The sequence below is a fragment of the Nocardia africana NBRC 100379 genome, from assembly GCF_001612635.1.
Taxonomy (GTDB): domain Bacteria; phylum Actinomycetota; class Actinomycetes; order Mycobacteriales; family Mycobacteriaceae; genus Nocardia; species Nocardia africana.
Map to the genome: position 1 here is coordinate 1 of NZ_BDAV01000021.1, position 23,546 is coordinate 23,546.

Here is a 23,546-nt window from a genome sequence, read left to right on the forward strand (position 1 = left end):
GACAGAAGCCTGGTCAGCCGCGTATTCCCAGTCCGCGTCACCTCAAGCGGCTGATGGCACGTGTCTTGGGGGACGACCTGGTGTCCATCGAAACCGTCACCACCGACCAAGTCGACCAGATACGAATGGCTCTCGACGACTGGTGCAACAAAACATGGACCGCCAAGGCACATCGACTGTTTACCTACAATCGCAGCCTCCTTCAGGCCACCCGGATTCTCACATGGTGGCGGTCAACGGTTGTCGCCCCGATGAAATCGGCGGCCTCACTCGTGGAAGATCCGGCCGAGGTCACCGTGAACACGCGTGCTGTTAAGTCGGCGCCCGCATCCGAAGAAGTCGCTGCGCATGCATCGCCGACGTCCCAGCCGGAGGGGATCGGGCAGGGTGGTGGCAGCTGCTAATCGGAAAGTTGACACCATGCCCCTCGGCACGTGCAGGGGCGGCGGTTAGGAGGTCGGTTCCACACTCGCGCCCCGGTGAGATCAGGCCGAGACACTACATTCTTGCCGCCGATTTCGAGCCACGGGGGTGCATTCAGTTGAGTAGGTTGGCCATGGCGTTTGCAAGGTCGAATTCCGGAAGGACCGCGTCGGCACGGCGCCGCTGATGGTTGTTGTGATTGTCGCCGCCGCGACGGTGCTGTAGCCGGTAGCCGTCTTTGGGCTAACGGCGAGCGTCTCTGCGCAACAAGGGTATTGCGCGCTGCCAGCTGCCCTCGCGATGCAGGAAGGCGGCGACGATTGGGATCGTTCAAGGAGGAAGTTCTGCGTTGCCGGCCTGAGTTCGACGCTGTAACCGCATCAGGCACTGGTGCGAACAGTTCACCGAAGCCAGTGTGTGCGAGACCCGAGCCCGGTGGACGCACGATATTCGGCGCCGTTGGCACGGGATAGTGGCGATAGCGCCATTTTGCGGTGGTGGGCCCGCGGCAACGAAGGAGGGCACGTCGTGGCCGTCGATGTCGCGATCGCCCCGCGACGCGCGGTGTGTGTGGCGCTCCGCTGGGGCGGTACCGAATCGAGCAGCGAGCCAGCGAGACCAGATCTCGCGCTCTCGCCGATGGCGTGCGATACGTTCGCTGCGCGCGGTGGGCATCGCGTGGGCGTGGGCGATGTCGTCGAGGCTGGTGGACCCACGCCGGATGAAGTTGCGGGAACGGGCAATCAGTCCGGTGGTGGCCAGGGTGGCTAGAGCGTTGTAACCAGCACTACGGCTCATGCGGGCGGCGATGAGTGCGTCGGCTGGGACGGTCACCTCATGATGGACGATTTCCTCGTAAAGACGACGGTGATGCATCCCAATGACAGTCCACGCCGGGTGGACAGGCTCAACTCTGGCTCGCGCGATCTGCGCGTTGCTGGGAAGGAGGGGACGGCCGCCAGTTCGGGGGGTTATCAGCGCGTAGCGATCAGCGAGCAGTCCAGCGCCCCGTCTCACCCGTAGCAGTGGGGCGCCGGGTACCTCGCGGATGTCGCGCAGGATTTGCCATACGGTGGACTCGGGTATGGATCCCGCCATCAATGACAGCGATCGCCCGCCCACTTCAACCACGGGAACCTCGTGGACGATTTCGTCGCCCACCGCTGAGGCGTAGGCGAGGCCCTGCATGACAGCCACCGCGTTGGCTCGCCGGGGCGAGTGGGCCAGTTCGTGGTCGGCCCAGGCGATCGCGGCCGCAAGCCAGCGGGTGTGGATTTTCGCGTGAAGTCGGTGATCCCCCCTGGACCCCCCTGTGTGCTCTGAATACTTGTGCGTGGGTGGCAGGAATTCTGGCGCGTTTGCCGCCGCCCACCGGCAAGCGCTGTCCCAGTCCCGGCGTAGCGCCGCCGCGGCGGCGCGGCCGTACCGGCTGTAAGCGCGCGCGAATCCAGCCCATGTCCCACCCTGAGCGGGTAGTTGGGCATGAACGTCGGTGAGTGACATACCTTGCAGTACTGCGGCAGTGAGTACGGATTGGCGGGCGGCGGAGCGATCGAGTCGACCGTCAGGGGTTCGCCACCGAGAATCGCCAGAAGCTTGTCCATATTCTGCGAATGCAGCAACCGCTGTGGGCATGGGTGTACGGCGGCGGTATTCAGCGCGTAGCCGTGCGTTGTCTGCCTGGCCTTCCCAGAGCTCCGCACCGCGGGCCACGACTGCCGGCGGTCGGGGATGGGGTGGCGTGGAGTGGGCCAGGGGTGTGGCGCCGAGTAGCTGTGTGAGGTGGCCGAGGAAGCCGTGGTCGGCGCGGGTGTACAGGGCCGTCACGGCCTCGTCGAGGTCTCCGTCGAGTTGGCGGTAGCCGCCTTCTTTGCAGCGAGATCCTGGCGGAGTCAGCGCTCCGGTGACGTCGTTGAGCATGGGGGTGATGTCGAGGGTGGGCAGCCGCTGGGCCAACAACCTCACGATCGGTTCGACATTGTTTTTGGTGAGTGCGACGCCGTGAGGCAGAGGAATCAGGATGTGGCGGCCACCGCTGGTGGAGCGGTCGGTGATCGCACGCCCGCCACATTCGCTGATCCAGCTCAGACACAGCTCCACGTCGGCGTCGACGGCAGCGCTGTGGTGATGTTTGGTGTCGAAGTCTAAGCCCAGCAGCCGCGTCCGCCGCCGCTGGTATAGCGGCACTGCTGCGGGCTGGGCGGGCAGGCGCAGGGTGAGCGCACGGGCGTGATCGCTGAACCGGCGCCGTTGGGGATCCCACAGGCGCATCGACCGCTTCGCTGCCAGCAGCGGGGCCAGACTCGCGAACACTGCCTGCGCCTGCGCATGCGTCGGCACAGCTACCTCGCCGGTAGGCAAACCTGGAGCGGGAAAGGAGGTTTGGGTGGATAGCGCCGTCTCCGTGCGCGCACCATTGCTTCTGCGAATCTGAGAGTTCGCAGTTGTTGTTGCGGGCATGGGTGAGCTACCCTGGGACTCGCTATGCACTAGCAGCCTTCGGGTTGTGTGGGCCCTCAGTTACCGCTGGGGGCCTTTCTGTTTCGTTGCCCATTCACCCGCAGCCCTCTGTTCATGCAGCAGCACCGCGGGTTCGGTTGTGTGTCGTGTCTGCTCGATTACCTCCTTCCTCGGCTATGAGTGGTCACGCTGCTCGTACTCCGAGGGCGCGGGCGCGGGTGTGAAGGAGGTCGTTGAGGACGGTGACCGGGGATGCCGGGCTCAACGCGAGGCGTGCGTCGAGAGAGGTGGTCCACATGGTGGTGAGGTGGTCACAGAGGCGGTCGCGCATGGTGTCGGTGGCGTGGGTGTAGTTGGCTTGGACGCTGGAGTCGGTGTGACCGATGCGTTCATCGATCAGCACTTTGGGAACACCGGCTTCTTCGAGGTCGGTACGGATGGAGTGTCGGTTGCGGTGCGGGCGGATGTCGTTGATCAGCGGCGTCCAGCAGGCGTCGGCGCGTTCGGCCGCGTGGGGGCCTTTGACCGGCAGGCCGGGGAATGGGACTCCGGCGATCGGGACGGGCCGTTCCGGATGGCCGGTGTTACGGGGGTATTTGCCGCTGACGGCCGGAGCGTAGATCCATTCGCGGAAGCTGCTGCGTGACCAATGCGGTGCGACCTGGCCTGGCAGGCGTGGGGTGTAACCGAGGTCGGCCGCGACTGCCCACACACGGTCACGCGTTTCGTCGTCGACGGTTTCGGCGCCTTGGAAAGCCTGTTGGGCTTTGCGCACCGAGACTCCGGCGATACCGGCGACAGTGACCAGATTGACGCCTTTGGCGTTTCCGACGGCTCGCCGGCGTGTGTTCCCACGGAAGACGTAGACCTTGTCGTGGCACTCGCAGCGTTGCGGTTGGGTGCGGGTGAGGTGGTTGGTGAGCAGCTCCCACAGAAAAAGGGGCAGGTCGATGTCGCGGCGTGATTCGTCTTTGGGTGGGCAGCGGATCAGGGTGGATCGGACTTCGGCGAGTTGCCATTCCACCCGAAGCTGGCGGCGGGTGGGGTGGCCAGTGTCGATGAGGTAACGGGTTTCGAGGCCATGGATTTCTCCGGAGCGCATACCGGTGTAGCGCTTGGTGATCAGCCAGACGAATTCGTCGTCGCGGCCGGACAGCAGTGCCATCCGCTCGGCGATAAGCAAGGCTTGCAGTCCGGTGATGAGGGCGCCTGCGGGGCGTCGGCTGACCGCGCGGGCCGTGCGTCGTCCCCGACCGCTCTTCTTACTGGCGTGGTTGGTGTTGATCAACTTGTCGACGGTGCGTGCGTCTTCGAGGATCGTGTGCAGCAATCCGCGCCATTGGTTGATGGAGGAGCGTTCGTGACCGGCTTCAAGCTCATCACGCTGCCAGCGCGCGATGGCGTCGGCATCGATGCGATTCAGCGCGGTGGTGCCGAAGTGTGGCAGCAGGTGGCATTCCAGGTACGAGCGGTAGTTCTGCATTGTCGATTCGGCCAAGTCCTGGCGCTGATACCAGCGATCGGCGTAGTCGAAGAACAACTCGCCACCCGGATCACCACCGCTGTTCCGCACCCGCACTCGCGACACCGGCGCCATCGCCGTCGATGGCGTGTCGGGGATCGAATGCCGTTCGCGTAGTTCGTATTCGATTTCCGCGCGATCAGCGGCGCGCTTGGCTTCCTCCGCGGTCTTGAACTTGACCGCGCGACCCGATACGGGGTCCTTCAGTGTCTGGAACTGCCGCGGGGCGGTGCGGTAGCGGGCTTCGAAGTATCCGTTGCGTGGATTGGCGTGGCCCATGAGGCTGTGGCCCTCCTGGCGTCGCGAGCGCTGTTCGCGCATGAGTGATGGGGGACAGGCAATGCCGGGTTTCGCGACGCGCGAAAACTCCACGGCTACTGCCGATTCACGCCGATGTACCCGTCCTCCGACGCCCCTGCGGTGGACCACTCGCAGGCTCGAACGCAGCTTAACCACGACTCCCACCGCCACGCAACAAACGCCCGCCCGCCACTGCTGGGCGCCCGCATCAACCGTCACGAGCCATCGTCCAGAATTGCTGAAACCTGTTGCTGCCAGGCTATTCAGTGGAGCGAAGCGCGTTCGGCCGCTCAGGCCGCCGGCCTCGCCACTCGTTGCAGGCGTCGTTCGGGCCGGTTCGACTCCGAATATGGCAACCGTTGGCACTCTGCGACACGCCGGAAGAACGAGGGTGACGAAAAAATATCTCGTGAACTTCCGGCAATCTCGGTGTCGGGTGCTGTCCCGCGAGATCGGGACGCGCACACGAACGAAACCTGGCACGGAATGGGGTGAGCTGGGGTGCGAGCGAGTTCCCCGAACGTTCCCCGATGTTCCCCAAGCCTATTTCACGGGGAACATTCGTTGCGGCACAGGCACAAACGTGGCAGCTGACCTGGGGAAACAGTGAAAGATGTTGGGGCGCAGAGCATGTGAACGGTTTTGTACCACTAAACTACACCGGCCGGTGCGTGAGGCACTGCAGAGAAGATAGCAGAGGCCGTCCCCGAGGTCACAACTTCCCACCCAGAACGGCCCGACCCGGATGGGGCCGGTCGCCACCCGGCCGGGCGACCGTCGCGGCGGTCGCCCGGGCCGGGCGATGTGGTTGCTACATCACGGGCAGCGGCGGCGACTTCGGGAAGACGACCGGCAACGAGGCCAGTGCGCGGTGGAACGGACCGGGCCGCCATTCCAGTTGTGCGGCCGGGACGGCCAACTGAATCTCCGGGAGCGCGTCGAAGAGTTGGTCGATGGCGTTCTGGACCGTCAGGTAGGCCACCGATTTGGCGGGGCAGGCGTGCGGTCCGGTGCTCCAGGCCAGATGCGAACGGTTGCCGATACTGCTCGCCGCTTCGCCGCGGATCTTCGGATCGTTGTTGCATGCCGCGAGGCTGATCAGGACCGGCTGGTTGGCGGGCAGCCACACGCCGTCGATCATGATCGGCTGCCGGGGATAGGTCGTGCAGAAGTTGGCCATCGGCGGGTCGTTGAACAGGATTTCGTCGAGGGCGTCGGTGGTGGACAGATTGCGGCCGAGGATGTCGCCGAACCGGAATCGCTCATCGGTGAGGATGAGCATCAGCGCATTGTTGATGAGGTTGCGCTGGGCCTCGAAGCCCGCGCCGTAGAAGGACATGAGCTGGGCGAACACCTCGACATCGTTGAGGCCGTTCGGGTGATGGGCCAGGTGTGAGGTGACGTCGTCGCCGGGCTGCTCGCGCCGGAACGCGATGAGTTCCATCAGCGCTTCCTTGAGCATGTCCATTCCCTGCTGACCCCGGACGGTGTCGAAGCGGGCGGCCATGCCGTTGGCGACTCGGGTCCCGATGTCGGCGGGACAGCCGACCATCCGGTTGAGGACCTCGAGGACGAGCGGGAACGAGTACTGCATGACGAGGTCGGCGGATCCCTGCTCACAGAACGAGTTGACCAGTGGAACGGCAACCCTTTCGACGATCGCGGGCACGCTGTGGAGGTCGATGTGGTCGATAGCGGCGACCGACGGAGCGCGGTAGCGGGCGTGGGGCGCACCGGTGTTGTACCGGGCCGCCGGATACCACTCCATCATGGGGCGCACGGGTGAATCCTGCGGAATGGTCTTCTGCCAGGTGCGCGGATCGGAGGGGAAGTGGTCGGGGTCGTTGAGGATGCGAACCGCGACGGCATAGTCGATGACCAGGGTGGCCGGCACACCGGGGGCGAGCTCGACGGGAACGAGAGAGGGGTACTGCCGTCGCATCTCGCGATAGGCGGCGTGTGGATCGGCGACGAATTCGGCTGTGTACATCGGGAATCGGTCGTCGTCGGCATCGAAGGGCGAGCCGTGCTGGACCGGGCACATTCCGGTTGCCGTGGTGTAGGGCTCGGGGAGGGGGGACGGTGGTGTGGTCAAAGACGGGACTCCAGACGGGTGGAACAGGAATTCGACGAGAGCTCGGCGGGTGCGGCACGTGTCGCACTCACATGGGCGGTACGAGGAAGACTGTGTGCCGGACCGTCTCGACGCCCACAGATCTGCGGACTTCGATGACCTGTCGTGCGGTGCCTGGCAGTTCGCCCACGCAAGCAACATAGCAGCGACGCGGCGACGGTGTCTGCGAACGTGGGAGTAGGGGTGCGGCCACCCGCGTCGGGAGTCGATCGGATGTGCTTGGGGGTCAGAGCTTTCCGCTCATATCGGGCGACGGTGCCGCGGCGGTCACGGGGCCCGGGTTCGGGTCGTGCTCCGAAGCCGGTGCGTGCGGCGGACGGGCCGACAGGTCGTCGCCGCGTGATATGCCGAGCAGACGGAGCATCGGCGCCGTCGACGCGGTCGTCACCAGGGCCATGATCACCAGCAGCGAATACAACTGGGTGCCGATGAGACCCGTCGTCAAGCCCACGTTCAGAATCACCAGTTCGGTCAGACCTCGGGTGTTGAGCAACGCTGCCACGGCCGCGGCCGCTCGCGACCGCATCCCGGTCAGCCGGCCTGCGACATAGACGCTGCCGATCTTTCCCACCACCGCGACACCGATGACCGCGATCAGTTCACCGATCGACGTCGCGTCGACCGAGCCGAGATCGACGGCCAGCCCGGCGATCACGAAGAAGCCGGGCATCAGCAGCAGGCACAGAATTCGCACACCGGACTCGACCGTCCGGCGGCGTTCGCGCGGGAACACGACACCGAAGGCGAAAGCGCCGAAGATCAGGTGCAATCCGATCCATTCGGTGATCGCGGCGAGCCCGAGCGCACCACCCACACCGAGCACGATCATCGTCTGCTGGGTGCCCGATTCCGAGAGCCGGGCCAGCAACGGTCGCACGCACCACCACAGCAGGCCGACCAGCGGGAGGAGCAGGACGAGCCGCCACTGGACGCCACCCGGGTGCGCGAGTGCGAGCACGACGGCGAGGACCGACCACGCCACGACGTCGACCAACGCCGCGCAGGCCAGGCTGAGCTGTCCGATCTCGGTGCGAACCAGTTTGCGGTCGTGCAGGATTCGCGCCAGAACCGGGAAAGCTGTCACCGCCATCGCACAGCCGACGAACAGGGCGAAGTGAAGCCGGTTACCGGTGGTGTGGCGTGCCAGCACGGTGATCGCGACGACGCTGCCCAGCGCGAAGGGAATCGCATAGGCCGCCGCCGACACCGCGGGTATCGAACGCCGGGCACCGCGGAAGATCTCCCGATCGAGTTCCAGACCGGCGACGAACATGAACACGGCCACCCCGATATTGGCGAGCAGCGTCAGATACGAGCGTCCCGCTTCGGGAAACAGGGTGGCGGACAGGTGATGTCCGATGACGGTGGGACCGGCGAGGATTCCGGCCGCGATCTCGCCGATGACCGGTGGCTGCCCGATCTTTTCGGCGAGCCGGCCGAGCAGGTGGGCGGCCGCCATGATGAGAACCACGTCGAGTAGGACCGTGATGGTGGGAACGGGCACTCAATTCTCCTCGAAGACATCGTCTCGCAGAGCCGGTTCCGGCACTGGACCGGTCGTGTGTGCGGGTGGGACGACCGCGGGATGGAAAACTTCGCGGATATAACACACGGGACGGCGGCCGAGCGTCATGATGTACGCCCTGGCCGCGCTGGGCCGGCCGTCCGGCCACGGCCTGATGCCCGCCCAGAGCAGGCGGCGGCGCTGCGGCAGGCCGCGGGTGAGCAAGCCGTGGCCGATCGGCATCCGGACATCGTCGATGCCGCTGGCGGCCGCCGGTTGTGGCACGGCCACGACGTAATTGATCGAGACGGTCGCCAGCGCGGGGGTGACCAGACGGGAGCGCCGGACCAGCGCGCCGTCGGCATCCCGCAGCCGGAGTTCCTCGACGATGAATGTGGGCAGTGTTCGGGGCGGAACCTGGTGCTGGCGCAGGACGTGCACGCTCAACGTCGTCTCGAGGATGTGCTCGAGCGCCGTGGTCGTGAAGCCGGTGCCCGACAGCAGGTTTCGGGTTGTGGGGTGGTGGAATCGCTCGATCTGCGTGGCCGGATTCGTCCGGGGGCCCGGCCCGCTGGGCGTCGGTTCGCTCAGCGGGCCGGGCACGGATCCTGTGACGGTCACTGTCGACTCCACGTCTCGGTTCGCACCGGGAGTCCTGGTGACGTCACCGCTACAGGGCGGCGCCGGCGCCCTTGCGGGGCGGTTGGACCGGGAGCGTCACGGCCTCGCGCTCGGCGTCCGAGCGCGGGCGGGTGGTCAGGCCGAACACCGGTTCCGTGGTGATGCGGATCTCGCCCATCGTGGTGTCGGACAGCGGATCGCGCCAGTGGTCCCAGACCGGCGACATATCCAGGCCGCCCATGTACTTGATGTTGACCCCGTCGGTGTCCGGGGCGGTGTGCAGGCGCTCCGCCTCGGCGACGATGACCTCGGTGCCGGTGCGGTCCTGATCGCCCGTGGTCTCGCTGACATCGGTGAGGCCGGCCATGATCCGGGTGAACGACTGCTCGGGCGAATCGCCGTCGTGGACGTCGGTGAGCTTGTGCGCGTGCGCGAAGTACTCCTCGGAACCGATGTAGTGCTCGTACATACGCGAGACCAGCGAGAGGAACCGGGTGTAGCCGCGGCGATAGGTGTATTCGTAGTACGCCAGCGCATCGGATTCGGACATCTCACCGCGCAACGTGGTCGCGATCGCCGCCGCGGACACGAGCCCGGAATAGGTCGCCAGGTGAACACCGGTGGACAGCAATGGATCCAGGAAGCACGCCGCATCGCCGACGAGGACGTAGCCGGGGCCACAGAACCGGTCGGCGACATAGGAGTAGTCCTGTTCGGCCCGCACGTCGGCGATCTGCTCCGCACCCTCGAGCATCTCGCACATCGGCTTGCTCTCCCGGATGGTCTCCAGGTAGTACGACTGGCGTGAATCGTGCGCGCGCAGCTTTTCCGCGGCCAGCCGCGCCGAGACCACATAGCCGACGCTGGTACGACCGTCGGCGAGCGGAATGTTCCAGAACCAGCCGCCCTCCTGGGTCGACACCACGTTGATCGCGCCCTCCGGGCTGTCCGGGTGCAGGTGTGCGCCCTTCCAATACGACCAGATCGCGACGTTGCGGAAGGCCGGATGCTGGCGGCGCATGCCGAAGTGTTTGGCCAGCAACCCGTCTCGGCCGGTGGCGTCGACGAGGAAGTCGAATTCGGCGGTGTGGACGGTGTCGTCACCGGCCTTGACCCATTCCGCCGCGGTCGGACGCTCACCGTCGAACAGGATGTTCTTGACGGTCGCCTGTTCGATGACCTCGGCGCCCTGGTCGGCGGCGTTGCGCAGCAGCAAATCGTCGAAAGCTGCCCGGTCGACCTGCCAGGACCATGCCTCGGCATCGACGAGCTTGGACCAGTCCAGCAACCAGGTGTCGTTCTGCCATTGGAAGTAGCCGCCGCGTTTGATCTGGAAGCCGTGCGCGGCGACCTTGTCGTAGGCGCCGGATATCCGCAGGGTGGACAGGCACGAGGCGAGCAGTGATTCTCCGATGTGGTAGCGCGGGAACGTATCCCGCTCCAGGAGGGTCACCTGTACTCCGGACCGTGCGAGCAGTGCGGCGGCGGTCGACCCCGCCGGGCCTCCACCTACCACCAGAACGCGCGGAATTTCGTTGTTCCCCATAGCAACTCCCTGGAACTGCGTACGAACGGACGGTGCGCCTGATCGGCTGCCGGACCGAGTCCGGATGGCATGTCCTACGACAAACTCCGAAACCTCCGTAGCCGCTTGTTAACTCGAACTCGGCGCACGGGAAATCAGTTTAACAGTCGTACTTGAATCATCAAGGGAAACAGCAAGTTTGGATGCAAGTTCATGCAGAGAGTGGATAGCTAAAAGATAGCTGTTGAAGGTGTGAGAATGCCGCTGTCTGTGATGCGCGGCTAGGGTCACGACAGGCGACGCGACGTTGCGTGAGGTGAGTGCCGGTTTTCGGCGAGCAGAGCGGAAGAGACGGTGACGACGGCCCAAGGCGGGGTTGCGGTCCCGGTTGGTCACATCCGGCATCACCCCACTTCCACCGACTGATCCAGAGTAAGGCCTTTGTCCGGTTCTCGCGTGGCATCCGCCGGATTCCAGCGGCTCCTCCGGGGTATGCCCTGGTCGCAAGGTGCGCGACGCAGAATCCTTGCGGCCGAACGAGTTTGCGGTACGCGCACGAGGTACGGAAATGCCCGGGCCGGGCCGCGGGGCCGGCGTCAGGGCGCTGACGCATGGCACCGCGGACCGCGCCGTCGTGCTATCCGGTGGTCGTCTCGGCGGTCAGTGCCGCGGTCGTCTCGGCAGCGCGCTGTGCGTCCGCAACACTGCAGCGGCCGAGACCGCACGCGGTCGCGACGCCGTACGCGGTGCGCCCGGCCGCCTGTTCGAACAGTCGCAGGGCCTGCGCGCTGTCGTCGGCGGAATCCGGTGACACCACCCCCGCGATGACGTTCCAGTCCGGGTCCAGCCCGCGCAGGGGTGCGTAGAACGCGGCGTCCTGCGGCGCGGGTTCGGCACCGAACGCGCACGGAATGTGCACCGGCGGAAAGGGAGTTCCGTCTGCGCGCAGCTTACGTGCGGTGTGTTTCAGCAGGGTGACCGCAGGCGCCAGCGAACGCGGGCTGAGCAGCGCCTTGTGCTGGTAGTCGCCGTAGCACAGGTGTACCACGGCCTGTGCCCCGATCTCGTGGATGCCGGTGAGTACCCCGGCCAGCTGGCGAGCCAGCAGCGGCGCCGCCGCCCATTTGGCGCCCAACTGGTCGGCCTTGACCATGCCCAGCAGCGCGAACGGTGATTCGACCTGCCAGACCACGCGATCGCCGTAGCGCGCGTTCACCTCCGCGATCTCTTGCAGTGCGGCCTCGGTGAACACCGGCAGATGCCGCAACGCGGCCGCGATGAGATTGGAGCGGCGCAGGGCCGGACCGAGCGGGAATCCGTTCGACACCGCCGCACCGGCGAAGACGAACATCGCCAGATCCAGCGGATTGGGTTGGCTCAGTTGTAATCTCGTCCCGTCCAGTTCGGGCCGCCCGGCACGTACTTCGTCGAACGCGGCGACCACGGCGCCGATGCGATCGAGCCGGTCCATCGCCACGTGCCGCGGTTCCAGCTTCACCCCCGGACGCAGGCCGTAGCTAGGGAAATCGCTGTAGTCGGAGTAATCGCCGGTGCGGACGACATCGAAGACGTCCTCGTGTTCTCTGCGCCGGCGAAGGTAGTCGAGGATCCAGTCCGGATCCAGATCACAAGGCAATCCGGTCACGGGATGGCCCGCACTGCGATCGGCGAACCACTGCAGCACCGCAGCATCCCCGGTCATCAACTCGGCTGGAACACTTCCGACATAATGCGCACACCTGGTCATCGCACTCCTCGTCATTCCGTTTCCCCCTCTACATTCTCAGCCAGATCGTTTGCAGGTGAAAGAATTCCGGGAATCGGGAGGTAGACGTGATGCGGCGGAGGAGGTTTCGGGTGCTGCTACGGGACGGCGGGAGTGCCACCGGGGACCACCGGCAGGCCGGCCGCCTTCCAAGCCCGGAACCCGCCGATCAGATCGGTGGCCCGAGCCAGTCCGAGACGCTGTGCGTCGGCGGCGGCCAGACTGGAGGCGTACCCCTCGTTGCAGACGATGATCACTTCGGTGTCGGACGTCAGGTCCGGGAGCCGATGCGAACCGCCGGGGTCGAGCCGCCATTCCAGCACGATGCGCTCGACGACGACCGCGCCGGGGATCTCGCCCTCGGCGAGGCGGTCGGCGTGCGGGCGGATGTCGACCACGAGCGCGCCCCCGGCCAACCGGTGCGCGGCGGTGACGGGCTCGACGCGGGTCAATCCGGCGCGTGCCTGGGCGAGCAGATCCTCGGCGCTCATACCGTCACTCCTCGGCGATCGGGCGATGGGGGCTACCGGCATGGTCACACACCGGTGAAATCCCGCAGCGACCGGTATTCGCGGACCGGTCGCAGGGGTGGCGAGTAGGCGTGCACCGTGGTGGCCGGCCGTGCGCTGCGGTTGTGCAGCTGGTGGGCGCGTTCGGGGCCGAACGCGATCGTGTCGCCGGCCCGGCGGCCGGCCGAGCGTACGGGACCGGTGGGGTAGCGGTAGTCCTCGTCGAGTTCACCGATCGAGACGGTGAACGATCCCGACGCGCCCCCGTGGTCGTGCGGTTCGGTGCCTTGTCCGGGCGCCCACGACAGCAGCCACAGTTCCACGCCCATCGTCAGCGCGAGCCGGGTCCACCAGCGGCGGGTGGTGTCGAACCGCACGATATCCAGCAGCGGTGTCGCCAGTTCGCTCGCCACCACGGCGGTGAGCTCGTGCAGTTCGGCGGGTGTCCACAGCGTGCGCTCCGCCACCACGGCATCGCGGAGCAGCGGCACGTCGACGCCCGGATGAATGTCTTTCGCGTGCTCGAGTCGCACAGGCACGGACGTCGTCACCACTACCCCTTCCACACCGCGGTCACGCGAATTCTTCGCCGCCACACGCGGTTTGCCACCATCCAGACTCACCGTGAGCGAAATTCCGTGGTGTCGCCGCGTCGGTGCCCGAGCGTCGGTACGCCCGGTCGGATTCCCAAGTCACACTGGCGATTCGGGCCCGAGCGCGCCGCCGGGCGGGGGCACTCGGTTCGCGTCAGGGATGCTCGCGGCGGATGTCCGTGCGGGGTGGTACGTCGAGGCCCAGGCGCGTGCAGTGGCGGACGTAGGTGTCGGTGTAGCCGACGTGGATGGTGGTGTCGCGGCGGAAGGTCGTCGCGGCGAGATCGAGGCAACCGTCGCGCCACCAGTACACGTTCGAGTTGACGGGCCAGGGGTCGTCGGCGTGCATGGTGGCGAGTACGGCGAGTGCGTCCACCGAGGTGGCGAGTCCGGGACCGGCGACCGGGCAGGCGTAGATCGACTCCTTGGCGGGCATGGTGAGCACCGCGCCTTCCGGGCCGGTCACCGGGTGGTCGCCGAGCCACCGGGCATGGGCGGTCAGATACTCCGGACCCCTGAGCCGGGCGATCGGCAAGAGGTAGTCGGGGCCGGTCGGCGGGTCGAGACCGTCGGTGTCGAGTGTCGCGGTATGGACCGAGTCGATGTGGACGCCGCCGTCACCCCGTACGTTGTCCTCGGCGAGCTGGAATAGTTCCCATTCGCCGATCGGCCAGCGCGCCAGCATGGCGTAGGTGACCGGCACGACCATGTGCACACGGTCGATCAGCACGCGCTGGATCAGGCCGGGCGCGACCACCCGCCGCACGCCGTCGGAACCCACCGATGCGGTGCCGTAGAGCCGGGTGCGGATCAGGTGTCGCATGACACCGAAATCGGAATAGTCGAGCGGATCGTCGCGGTCCGTCTCGAGGGTGACCGCGATGGCGTCGATGCACTCGGCCACCACCCCGGGCCAGGCGGCCACGGGATGCGTGCGTACCCGGCGCCGAATCTCGTTGAGCGGCAGCGTGAATACGGTCGGCCCCGAGAGCAGGACGCGGTCGGGACGCACGAGTCTGCAGGTGTACCCGCGTTCGTGGGCGAGGGAAGACACGGTCTCCAGCACCCGATCCAGTTCGGTCGTCATCCGTCGGTCCCCCTGATTCGGTTCCTGTGTGTGATTCGAACCCTGTGTGATTCGGACTCTGTGAAGCCGGCTCCGCACGACGCGTGGTACGAAGCGCCGCACTGCTGGAAGCGATTGTGGCGCAGGGGTATGACACGATTCGGGTACCCGCGTGAGACACCCTGTCCGACGGCATTCGCGCCGGAATCGATTCCGGTTTATCCGCGAGCGGCCCGGCTTCGAATCATTAGGTGTCACGCCGGTGGCCGATGTGCTCGTCGTCGACCGCGTGGCGTCAGCTGCTGTCTCGCCGAATCACACCGGTGATCCGGCCAGGGATGAGGTGCTCGGATGACCAGTGCTGCCGGTATCGATGAGATGGGACCGATCGACTATCTCGTCATCGAGTTTCCCGCGGGCCGCCCACCGGACGGCTCGGCCTTGCCGGTGCTGCGCGATCTGGTCGGCCGGGGCATCATCCGCGTGCTGAATCTGGCGTTCCTCCGGAAGGAGGGCGACGGGTCGCTGACGGGCATCGATATCGCCGATATCGGGCTCGAGTGCGAAGCGAGCGTGGCCTTGTTCGCCGAGGAGACGACGGGTGTACTCGACGACGGCGATCTGCGCGAGGCGGGCGCCGCGCTGCACCCCGGCCGTTCGGCGGCCGTTCTGATCTACGAAAACACCTGGGCCGCACCACTGTCGGAGGCCTTGCGGCGCAACGGCGCCGAAACCGTCGCCGCCGGCCGCATCCCGGTCGAGGCGATCCTGACCACCCTGGACAGCCTCGACGACAAGAACTGAACCCGGCGATTCAGCGCCCAGGACAGGGATCCGCGCCGAGATGAGGGCACCGGGGTCGGCCGAAATATCGATCCCGGGCCGGCTGTTGTGCAGGCTTGTGAGCAATGGCGAGGTGAAGATCCGGTTCGGGGTGGGTACGGGTTCGGCAGCCGATCCGGACGATCTGGCGGCGCTGGTGGATCGTCTCGAGGCCGCGCGAGTCGATTCGCTGTGGTTCTCCGAACTGGTCTTCGCGCCGGCCGTGGATCCGACGGTGGGGATGGCGTTCGCGCTGGCGCGCACGAGCCGCCTGAAGGTCGGCACCTCGGTCGCGATTCTCCCGGGGCGCCATCCCGTGCTCGTCGCCAAGCAGTTGGCGTCCTTGGCCGCCTTGGCTCCGAAGCGGGTGCTGCCGGTCTTCGGTCTGCGACCGGCGGGGCCCGGCGAGCAGGATCTGTTCCCGGTGCCGGGGCCGCGCGGCGCGGTCTTCGACGAATCGCTGCGCCTGCTGCGAGCGGTGTTGCGTGCCGACGATGTCGATTTCGACGGCGACTATTTCACCGTTCGCGGGGCGACGGTGGGTAAGCGGCCGGTCCGCCCACTCGACATCTGGCTCGGTGGTCGCGCGCCGGGCGCCTTCCGCCGCATCGGCCGATACGGCGACGGCTGGCTCGGTAGCTTCGTGACCCCGGCCGAGGCCGCCGCAGGGGTCACGGCGATCAACGCGGCGGCGGCCGCGGCGGGCCGGGAGATCGAAGCCGATCACTTCGGCATCACGCTGCTGCTCGCGGAGAACGGCATCCCGGCCGACCTGGCGGCACGGATCGGCGCGCAGCGGTCGGGCACCGATCCGGGCGATGTGATCGCCGGAAGCTGGGCGGACCTGCACCGGCTCGTGGACGGGTACCTCGCGGTCGGACTGAGCAAATTCGTGGTGGTGCCGGCCGACGGCACGATATCGGCGGAATTCGTGGACCGGTTCGTCAGCGAACTACTGCCGCGTCAGAACTGAGGACGGTCCGGGCGAAGCCGTGCGCAGGGCCGGAAGGCATCAGGGCACGTCGATGACGAGCTTGCCCGCGTTGTGCCCCTCGTCCAGCCGTTCGTGGATCGCGACGATGTCGTCGAGCGGCATCGCCTTCGCGATCCGCGGATGGACGAGGCCGCGCTCGAACAGCGGAGTCATCTCGGTGAGCCGGCGGCGTTCCCGGCTGAGGAAGATGCCGTAGAGCGTCTGGTTGCGCTGGTAGAGATCGTCGAGCCGGCCCTCCGGCCCGAGAATGGTGGCGATGCGTCCGCCGTCACGAGTAGCCGCGCAGCTGCGGCCGACGTTCTCGCCGCCCACCGTGTCGAGCACCGCGTCGACGCCGGCGCCGTCGGTGTGCGCCCGGGCCACCTGGACGAAGTCCTCGCTCTTGTAGTCGATCGGGGTCGCGCCGAGATCCCGCAGCAACTGGTGATGGTCGGCCCCCGCGGTAGCCAGCACCGCGGCGCCGGCAACGCGGGCGAACTGCACCGCGAACGTGCCGACACCGCCGGATCCACCGTGTACCAGCACGGTCTGCCCCGGACGCACGGCGAGCCGGCGCACGATCGCCTCCCAGGCGGTTCCCCCGGCCAGCGGGATCGCGGCGGCCTCCGCGAACGACAGGCTGGTGGGTTTCGGCGCCACGATCGACGCGGCCGCCACGTGGTACTGGGCATAGGCGCCGCCACCCGAGGCCAGTTCCGAGGTGTAGTACACGGCGTCGCCGACCGCCACGTCGGTGACGCCGTCGCCGACCCGCTCCACCTCTCCGGCGACATCGCTGCCGAGCACGGCGGGCAGTGGCAAGTTCGGATTCGCCAGTCCCCGGCGGATGATCCCGTCCACCGGGTTCGCGCTCGACGCCCGGACTCGCACCAGCACCTCACCCGGTCCCGGCCGTGGTGTGTCGACGTCTCGAACCGTGAGTGCTTCCGGACCACCGAATTCCCGCAGCACCGCTGCACGCATGCGCATCTCCTCCTTCGAATGGTCAGCCCGCGACACCGGCGGATGCGGTCTTGCGGGGCAGGGAGCGAATCAGTTTGCGATTGGCGAAGCCGAACATGCCGAGTTCGGACAGTTCGCGACCGAAGCCGGACTGCTTCACCCCGCCGAAGGGCAGATCGGCCTGCGAGGAGGTCGGATGGTTGATCCACACCATGCCGCTGTCGATCTGCTCGGCCACCGCTCGCGCGCGGTCCGGGTCACTGCTGTACACGGTGGCGCCGAGCCCGAACTTCGAGGTGTTCGCCAGCTCGATCGCCTCGCGTTCGTCACCGACGCGGTACACCACCGCGACCGGCCCGAACAGCTCCTCGGAATAGGCCCGCATATCGGGCGTGACATCGGTCAGCACCGTCGCGTCGACGAACGCGTCCCGGCGTCCCGGCGTCGGTACGTCGGGGCGGCCGCCGCCGGTGACCACCGTGGCGCCCTTCTCGCGGGCATCCTGAACCTGTTCCAGCAGGTCCTCGGCGGCCTTCGGGGAGGACAGCGGTCCGAGTGTGGTCTCCGGATCCGACGGGTCGCCCGGTCGCAGTGCGCCGAACCGCTCGGCCAGACCGGCCACGAAGCGGTCGCACAGCTCGTCCGGGACGATGAAGCGCTTTGCGGCAACACAACTTTGACCGGTGTTCGCCAGCCGCCCGGTGGTCGCCGCATCGATCGTGTCGTCCAGATCGTCGGCGTCGAGCACGATGAAGGGGTCGCTGCCGCCCAGTTCGAGCACGCACTTCTTCACGTGCCGCCCGGCGATCTCGGCCACCGAGGCCCCGGCCGCATCGCTGCCGGTGAGGGATACGCCCTGGACAGCAGGGTGGGCGAGGACGTGCTCGACGTCCGAGATCCGCAGGAAGACGTTGGTGTAGACACCTTCGGGCGCGCCGGCGTCGGTGAAGATCTTCTGCAGTTCGAGCGCGGTGAGCGCGCAGATCTTCGCGTGTTTGAGCAGAATCGTGTTGCCCAGCACCAGATTCGGCGCCGCGAACCGCACCACCTGATAGAGCGGGAAGTTCCACGGCTCGATGCCCAGCAGCACCCCCAGCGGTGCGTTGACGATCTGTGCTTCGCCCTCCTCGACCGGCAGTGCGGTGGGCTCCAGGATGCGCGGTCCGTTCTCGCCGTAGTACTGCAGAATACTCGCCGCGAGGTCGACTTCGAATTCGCTCTCGGAAATGCGTTTGCCCATTTCGCGGGTGATCAGCCGGGCGAGGTCGTCCTTGCGTTCGCGCATCAGATCGGCCGCGGCGGACACCACTCGTGCACGCTGCTCGATCGGTGTCGCGCGCCACGACCGATAGGCGTCGTCCGCGCGTTCGAGCAGGGCATCGAGTTGCTCGGTCGCCAGATAGGGCAGTTCGGCAAGGGTTTCGCCGGTATAGGCGTCGACCGTCTCGAACGGTTCGGCGTCGGGACCCGAGGCGCTCATCGGCTGGACATTGGTCGAGGTCATCGGTCACCACTCCTCGTACGACGGAATCCGACTCGGTCGGTGTCGGTCGGTCTCGAGGGGTGGCTACCCGCCCACGGCGCACGAAACATCCGCCGGGATCCCCGAGGCTGCGGCGGCCCACCGGCCGGGGTGGGCCGCCGATCCCTCAGGAGACCTTGACGTGGGCGTCGGTGGTGAACTCCTCGCCCGCGATGATCTGCGAGACGAAGCCGTCCGGGCCCACCGGGCGGTCGCCGACCACGGTGACCCGGTGCAGGGTCCGGGTCACGTCGAGGTGGCCGAGGTCCTGGGGGCCGAGGTGGGCGGTCGAGCGGTTGTCCCAGACGGCGACGCTGTGGGCGTCCCAGCGGAACCGGACCGTGTACCGGGGGCTGCTGAGGTGGCCGAAGAACAGGTCGAGGATCTTGGCGCTCTCGACGGGAGACAGCCCGGCGATGTGATCGGTGAAGCCGGGGTTGACGAACAGTGCCCGCTCACCGGTTTCGGGATGCACCCGCACCACCGGATGTTCCGAGATCAGCAGATTGTCGTTGATCCGGCGGGCGTAGGCCTCGTTGTCGTCGAACCTGCGGCCCGCCGAGAACCGGTGCACCGCGGTGAGCCCGTCGGCGAACGCACGCAACGGCTCGGACAAACCCTCGTATGCCGCAACGAGATTCGTCCATGTGGTGTCGCCGCCGAATTCGGGGACCACCTCCGAGCGGAGAATGGAGATGGCGGGCGGGTTCACCGAGGCGGTCACATCGGTGTGCCAGCCGCTGTAGTAGCTGTACTGGCGCTCCTGGGAGTCCGGTCGTGCCGAGCCGTAGCGCCGCTCGTAAACCTGGGGATCGATGGTCAGGATCTGCGGGGCATCGCTGGGCGGCGCGTCCTCGTGCGGGTGCGCGTGGGTGAGTTCGCCGAAGCGGCGGCCGAACTCGATCTGCTCGGCGTGGCCGAGGTGCTGGTCGCGGAAGAACAGCACCTTGTACTTCAGCAGCTTGCGGCGCAGCCGCGCGACGGTCTCGTCGTCGAGTGGCTTGCTCAGATCCAGTCCACCGATTTCCGCGCCGATATGCCCGGCCACCCGATGCACGGTGAAAGCGCCGTCATTACCTTCGGTCGTTTCGTTCTTTTCGACAGCCAGTGTCATTTCACTACACTCCATCGCATTCGAATGCACCCGGGCCGAGAGTCGCCATTGGTGCGGAGATACCGTGGGGCACAATATCTTTCGGTCCCACGGCGGTTTCGATGATAATTTCGGAACCTCTTCCGCCGCACTTGTTGCCGTCGTCGTGATTTCAAATATCCGCGTTATTTATTTTTCCCGGCAAAGAAATTCCGGGCGGTTCTACAATGGCATCCCGGCGCGCCGCTCGGCCGATGTGCCCGAGTTCGGATCACGCTGATGCGGAACGGTGCCGAACGTCGCCCGGTCTCGTAGTCTCGGCCGGAGACATCCGGGGACCAGACGGGGACCGAGGCCTATGAGACCGGCGAGAGGGTGGCCGACGGCCGCGGGTGCGGTACTTCGCGCGATCTTGACATTGGGTGGCGCATCGCGTTCGGTGGTCGCCGCCCACGCGGGGCTGTCACCGGCGACGGTGACGAGTCGGACCCGGGCGCTGCTCGAAGTGGGTCTGCTGCGCGAAGCGCCCCCGGTGGACCGCTCGCAGCGGGTGGGCCGGCCGCATTCGCCGCTCGAACTCGATCGCCGGAACGCGGTGGCGGCCATCCATTTCGCGGCCATCCAGACCAGGGTGGCGGTGGTCGACATCGCCGGCACGATCGTCTCGAGTGCGCTGATTCCGCACCGCACCCTCGAGGGGGCGGATCTGGTAGCCGACGCGGCCGCCGCACTCGCCGCGCTGCGCCGCGACCTCCCGGACGACACCCGCTTGTCCGGGGTCGGGGTCGCCACCGGCGGCTGGGTCGACCCGGAAGCCGGCGTGGTGCTGTCCCATCCGCTGCTGCGCCTGGAGGACACGCTCGTCCGGGACGTGCTGGTGCGGCTCACCGGCCTGCCGGTGGAACTCGACAGCCACGCCCGTGCGATGGTGCACGCGGAACAACTGTTCGGCGCTCTGGATTTCGACGCCTCGGCCGCCGTGCTGTTCGTCGGCAATGTGATCGATGCGGCCTTCGCCGTCGACGGGCGCGTCCACTACGGCCCCGGTTCCTCGGCCGGCTCGCTGGCCACGCTCGTTCCGTCCGACCTCGGCCCGGGTGGCCCGGGCCCGCTCGACGCCTATTCCGACCGCGCGCTCGAAAGGCGCGCGGCCGGATCGGGGCTTCTCGCGGAGCCCACGATTCCGGCGCTCATCGCCGCCGCCGAAACCGATCCGCGGGCCCACGCCCTGTTCGAGGATCGGGCGCGCGGACTCGCCACGGTGGCCGCCGCACTGCTCGATGTGCTGAATCCGGAGACGCTGATCATCACCGACCGGGCATTCACCGGCCTGCCGGCCGTGCGCGCCACCTACTTCGACGCGATCGCCGCGCGAGCGCAGGTGCGTTCGGCCCGGCACCGCATCATCGGCACCTCGTTTCCCCACCGCCCGCTGGAGACAGCCGCCGCGGCGGTGCTGCTGCATCGTCTCTACGCCGATCCGCTCGCCGTCGCAGCGGAGGGCTTCGGCGCCCGCACGAACACCCGAGTGTGACGGCTCGCTGTCAGTGCTCCCACGGATCGGCCCCCTGCTCGGGTCTGGTGTGGTGAAGATTCATGATTCGGTTGCGGTACTTTCTCAGTTCCCCGCGGAGCTGCAGTTGGGCAGTGTTGTCGCCGCTCTTCACCGCCTGGTGATATCGCTGTGCCAGCGACAGATGCTCGACCGCCAACTTGTGGCCGATGTGATTCAAGGTATTGCGATCGACGTTGTTCCATTCATCTGGTGTGATCCTGCGCAATCGGCTCGGTGAGTCCCAGGCCGCTTCGACACGCCGGATGAATGCGTGGTCGAGGTGTGCCCCGTCTTCCGGAGCGTTGGCGTGTCTCTTGAAATTGCTGGCCGCCACCCAGGCCTGCGCGGAAAAGGCGGCGTGTGCGCGGTCGCCGACGTGATTTTCGATCGCCATCGTCGCTGCCATCGCCTTTTGCAGCGGCGCGAACCCGTACGGTGATTCACCCCGCATGCTGGCCTTCTGGACAGCCACCGCGCGCTGCCCGTCGATCGCGCCTTGGTGGGTGGCTCCCGCCGCCAGGAGGGTCGATGCGAGAAAGGCGTCGGGGACCCGGCTGTCGCCCAATCCGTCCAACGCGTTCGCCACCCCGATCTCCGACGCTATGCCGTCGTCGCCGGCTCGGTCCAATGCTTTCTTCACCCAGTTCTGCCTGGCCATGCGGCTCCAGGTCGCTGTCTCGCGGTTCATGGGAGCGCTGTCCATATTTGCCAGCTCGGCGAGCTTGCGCCGCTTGGCGAACGGATTCAACGGCCCCATGGTGCGTCCGGCCGCCCATGCGACTATCGGAGACGAGTTCATGGTGTTGAATGCCGCGAGTGTGGTGAGCAGGCTGGGACTGGAGTGTGACCCGGAAGACGCGCCCGCCATGCCGATAGCGAGCTTCCCAGCAGTCGACGAGCCGGATCCGCCTTGGGCTGCCAACGCGAAGCGGTTGGCGATCCAATCGTTTCCTCTGTCGAGATTCGCGTCGAGCCGGCGAAGTTGGGACACGGCGATCACTTCGACACACGTGAATATGACCAGCACGGTGAATATTTGGCCTCGGGCCGCGTCGAACAAGTCGCCCAGCACGGCCAGATATATGCCGAGAAATATGATGAAAGCAACCATCTTGAAGCCGGATACGAAAGAGTGCACCACACTTCGAACGAGATGTGTCTGTGTCGGTCCGTAGATGAAGCCGCCGGCAGCGAACCCGAATATCGCCATGAATGCGTGATAGATGGCGTCGAAAGTTGTTTTCATGACCTTGACCGCCATGAAGACGCCGAAAATGATCGTCATTATTCCGCAGAGTAGGAGCACCATGCCGGTACCTACTTGGGCCATGGATGGATGGTCGATGTGATGGACCGCCTCGGTGTCCCGGCAGTTCTGCAGTCCTGATCGAAGCATGGCCTTGCTTCCCGCATTGACGGCGGCGGTCCAGGCGGCCCGGCAGGCGGGTCTGGCGTCGACGACATGACCGAAATTCCAGACCTGTACCGGCTTGCGAACCAAGTTGTCGGCGAGATTGCTTTGAAAACTCTTCACGAAATCGGCAGGGGCGGGGGAGGTTTTGTCGTGCAGCCCGGCAACCACCGCTATCCCCAGATTTCGGCCCTGCGCCAACAGTCCGTCGGACGAGAGGACGTCGGACAGGGGGTTCGCCAGGAAGAGGGGTCCGGCAATGCCGACCAGAATCATTGTCAGCGACTGTGAGACGGCCTTCGATCGGAATCCGCGCAGCATGAACCAGGCGACGAAGAACGCACCGATCGTCGCGGCGGTGATGAGCATTATGGGCGTCGCGATCTCATCGGTGAGCGCTGCCGCCAGATTGCGTAGTGGGACGGCGAGAATATCGAGCCATTTGAAACTCAGCCCCATCCCCATGATCCATATGGCTCCCGTCATGACGACGACGTAGGTTGTCAATTCGAGCTCGAGGATCGCCCACAGCAGCGTGGCTCCGGGATGGAGAATTCCGGGATCGTTCGAGGCGAATTGATAGTTGGCCAACGGCGCGCCCATGGAATCACGAATTTGCATCCAGCTGACGGCGTCGACGGAGGATGTGTCGTCCACCGTATCGGTGTTGGTCGCCGCACCCGCGATGCCGATGACGCCCGCGGGCGCCAGTACGACCAGTGCAATGAAAGCGAATAATACGAGAACACATCGACGGGCTGTCGCCGGCGTGCACCGTCGGGGGG

General features: G+C 66.5%; 19 protein-coding genes. 5 read left to right on the plus strand and 14 right to left on the minus strand.

Features of this window, described 5'->3' with window-relative positions:
* Window positions 1-404 (plus strand): hypothetical protein (locus tag NA3_RS30850; RefSeq protein ID WP_218021925.1); only part of this gene is annotated, 404 nt, incomplete at its 5' end.
* A gap of 349 nt (window positions 405-753) precedes the next feature.
* On the opposite strand, the gene NA3_RS37240 is transcribed toward NA3_RS30850, so the two are convergent.
* The 10 genes from NA3_RS37240 to NA3_RS30900 form a co-directional block, all read right to left on the minus strand.
* Complete coding sequence (locus tag NA3_RS37240; RefSeq protein WP_128145622.1) at window positions 754-2,763, minus strand: hypothetical protein; 2,010 nt, start codon at window positions 2,761-2,763, stop codon at window positions 754-756.
* 304 nt (window positions 2,764-3,067) lie between these two features.
* Window positions 3,068-5,170 (minus strand): tyrosine-type recombinase/integrase, encoded by a 2,103-nt coding sequence (locus tag NA3_RS30860; protein WP_128145621.1) that lies wholly within the window; start codon window positions 5,168-5,170, stop codon window positions 3,068-3,070.
* A gap of 346 nt (window positions 5,171-5,516) precedes the next feature.
* On the minus strand, window positions 5,517-6,800 hold the full coding sequence (locus NA3_RS30865; RefSeq protein WP_372464293.1) for a cytochrome P450 family protein: 1,284 nt from the start codon (window positions 6,798-6,800) through the stop codon (window positions 5,517-5,519).
* Between the two features lie 265 nt (window positions 6,801-7,065).
* Window positions 7,066-8,343, minus strand: a complete 1,278-nt coding sequence (locus tag NA3_RS30870; RefSeq protein ID WP_062967689.1) for a cation:proton antiporter — start codon at window positions 8,341-8,343, stop codon at window positions 7,066-7,068.
* Window positions 8,344-8,964, minus strand: a complete 621-nt coding sequence (locus NA3_RS30875) for a hypothetical protein (protein WP_062967691.1) — start codon at window positions 8,962-8,964, stop codon at window positions 8,344-8,346.
* A 49-nt stretch (window positions 8,965-9,013) separates the two neighbouring features.
* On the minus strand, window positions 9,014-10,510 hold the full coding sequence (gene qhpG / locus NA3_RS30880) for a flavin-dependent monooxygenase QhpG (RefSeq protein ID WP_062967693.1): 1,497 nt from the start codon (window positions 10,508-10,510) through the stop codon (window positions 9,014-9,016).
* 616 nt (window positions 10,511-11,126) lie between these two features.
* On the minus strand, window positions 11,127-12,191 hold the full coding sequence (locus tag NA3_RS30885; protein ID WP_062967695.1) for a hypothetical protein: 1,065 nt from the start codon (window positions 12,189-12,191) through the stop codon (window positions 11,127-11,129).
* Between the two features lie 161 nt (window positions 12,192-12,352).
* Window positions 12,353-12,745 (minus strand): rhodanese-like domain-containing protein, encoded by a 393-nt coding sequence (locus NA3_RS30890; RefSeq protein WP_062967697.1) that lies wholly within the window; start codon window positions 12,743-12,745, stop codon window positions 12,353-12,355.
* Window positions 12,746-12,789: 44 nt separating this feature from the next.
* A complete protein-coding gene (locus NA3_RS30895; RefSeq protein WP_062967838.1) occupies window positions 12,790-13,314 on the minus strand; it encodes a cysteine dioxygenase in 525 nt (174 codons plus the stop codon).
* Between the two features lie 196 nt (window positions 13,315-13,510).
* Entirely contained in the window at window positions 13,511-14,443 is a 933-nt protein-coding gene (locus NA3_RS30900; RefSeq protein WP_062967699.1) for a hypothetical protein, read from the minus strand.
* Between the two features lie 330 nt (window positions 14,444-14,773).
* On the opposite strand from NA3_RS30900, the gene NA3_RS30905 reads away from it, so the two are divergent.
* Together NA3_RS30905 and NA3_RS30910 are read left to right on the plus strand one after the other, a co-directional pair.
* On the plus strand, window positions 14,774-15,226 hold the full coding sequence (locus NA3_RS30905; RefSeq protein ID WP_062967700.1) for a DUF6325 family protein: 453 nt from the start codon (window positions 14,774-14,776) through the stop codon (window positions 15,224-15,226).
* A gap of 112 nt (window positions 15,227-15,338) precedes the next feature.
* Window positions 15,339-16,217, plus strand: a complete 879-nt coding sequence (locus NA3_RS30910) for a TIGR03854 family LLM class F420-dependent oxidoreductase (protein WP_062967840.1) — start codon at window positions 15,339-15,341, stop codon at window positions 16,215-16,217.
* 39 nt (window positions 16,218-16,256) lie between these two features.
* On the opposite strand, the gene NA3_RS30915 is transcribed toward NA3_RS30910, so the two are convergent.
* From NA3_RS30915 to NA3_RS30925, 3 genes are all read right to left on the minus strand, one after another.
* Entirely contained in the window at window positions 16,257-17,201 is a 945-nt protein-coding gene (locus tag NA3_RS30915) for a zinc-binding dehydrogenase (protein ID WP_062967842.1), read from the minus strand.
* A gap of 22 nt (window positions 17,202-17,223) precedes the next feature.
* Window positions 17,224-18,684, minus strand: a complete 1,461-nt coding sequence (locus tag NA3_RS30920; RefSeq protein ID WP_128145620.1) for an NAD-dependent succinate-semialdehyde dehydrogenase — start codon at window positions 18,682-18,684, stop codon at window positions 17,224-17,226.
* Between the two features lie 145 nt (window positions 18,685-18,829).
* Window positions 18,830-19,816 carry a TauD/TfdA dioxygenase family protein gene (locus NA3_RS30925; RefSeq protein ID WP_062967702.1) on the minus strand — a complete coding sequence of 329 codons (987 nt, stop codon included), beginning with the start codon at window positions 19,814-19,816 and terminating at the stop codon, window positions 18,830-18,832.
* A 64-nt stretch (window positions 19,817-19,880) separates the two neighbouring features.
* On the opposite strand from NA3_RS30925, the gene NA3_RS37245 reads away from it, so the two are divergent.
* Window positions 19,881-20,075, plus strand: coding sequence for a hypothetical protein (locus NA3_RS37245; protein WP_128145619.1), 195 nt, complete (start codon window positions 19,881-19,883; stop codon window positions 20,073-20,075).
* A 78-nt stretch (window positions 20,076-20,153) separates the two neighbouring features.
* Window positions 20,154-21,329, plus strand: a complete 1,176-nt coding sequence (locus NA3_RS30930) for an ROK family protein (RefSeq protein WP_063917832.1) — start codon at window positions 20,154-20,156, stop codon at window positions 21,327-21,329.
* Between the two features lie 10 nt (window positions 21,330-21,339).
* Here the strand turns inward: NA3_RS30930 and NA3_RS30935 are convergent, their stop codons facing one another.
* The gene (locus NA3_RS30935; protein WP_062967706.1) at window positions 21,340-23,418 is read right to left on the minus strand and encodes a hypothetical protein; all 2,079 of its coding nucleotides are present in this window, start codon (window positions 23,416-23,418) and stop codon (window positions 21,340-21,342) included.
* Between the last annotated feature and the right edge of the window lie 128 nt (window positions 23,419-23,546).

What these genes read in the sequence shown, in the direction of transcription:
- qhpG (WP_062967693.1), bottom strand. Translation starts at nt 10,510, where the DNA reads ATGGGGAACAACGAAATTCCGCGCGTTCTGGTGGTAGGTGGAGGCCCG.
- NA3_RS30885 (WP_062967695.1), bottom strand. Translation starts at nt 12,191, where the DNA reads ATGACCGGGGATGCTGCGGTGCTGCAGTGGTTCGCCGATCGCAGTGCG.
- NA3_RS30890 (WP_062967697.1), bottom strand. Translation starts at nt 12,745, where the DNA reads ATGAGCGCCGAGGATCTGCTCGCCCAGGCACGCGCCGGATTGACCCGC.
- NA3_RS30900 (WP_062967699.1), bottom strand. Translation starts at nt 14,443, where the DNA reads ATGACGACCGAACTGGATCGGGTGCTGGAGACCGTGTCTTCCCTCGCC.
- NA3_RS30905 (WP_062967700.1), top strand. Translation starts at nt 14,774, where the DNA reads ATGACCAGTGCTGCCGGTATCGATGAGATGGGACCGATCGACTATCTC.
- NA3_RS30915 (WP_062967842.1), bottom strand. Translation starts at nt 17,201, where the DNA reads ATGCGTGCAGCGGTGCTGCGGGAATTCGGTGGTCCGGAAGCACTCACG.
- NA3_RS30920 (WP_128145620.1), bottom strand. Translation starts at nt 18,684, where the DNA reads ATGACCTCGACCAATGTCCAGCCGATGAGCGCCTCGGGTCCCGACGCC.
- NA3_RS30925 (WP_062967702.1), bottom strand. Translation starts at nt 19,816, where the DNA reads ATGACACTGGCTGTCGAAAAGAACGAAACGACCGAAGGTAATGACGGC.
- NA3_RS30930 (WP_063917832.1), top strand. Translation starts at nt 20,154, where the DNA reads ATGAGACCGGCGAGAGGGTGGCCGACGGCCGCGGGTGCGGTACTTCGC.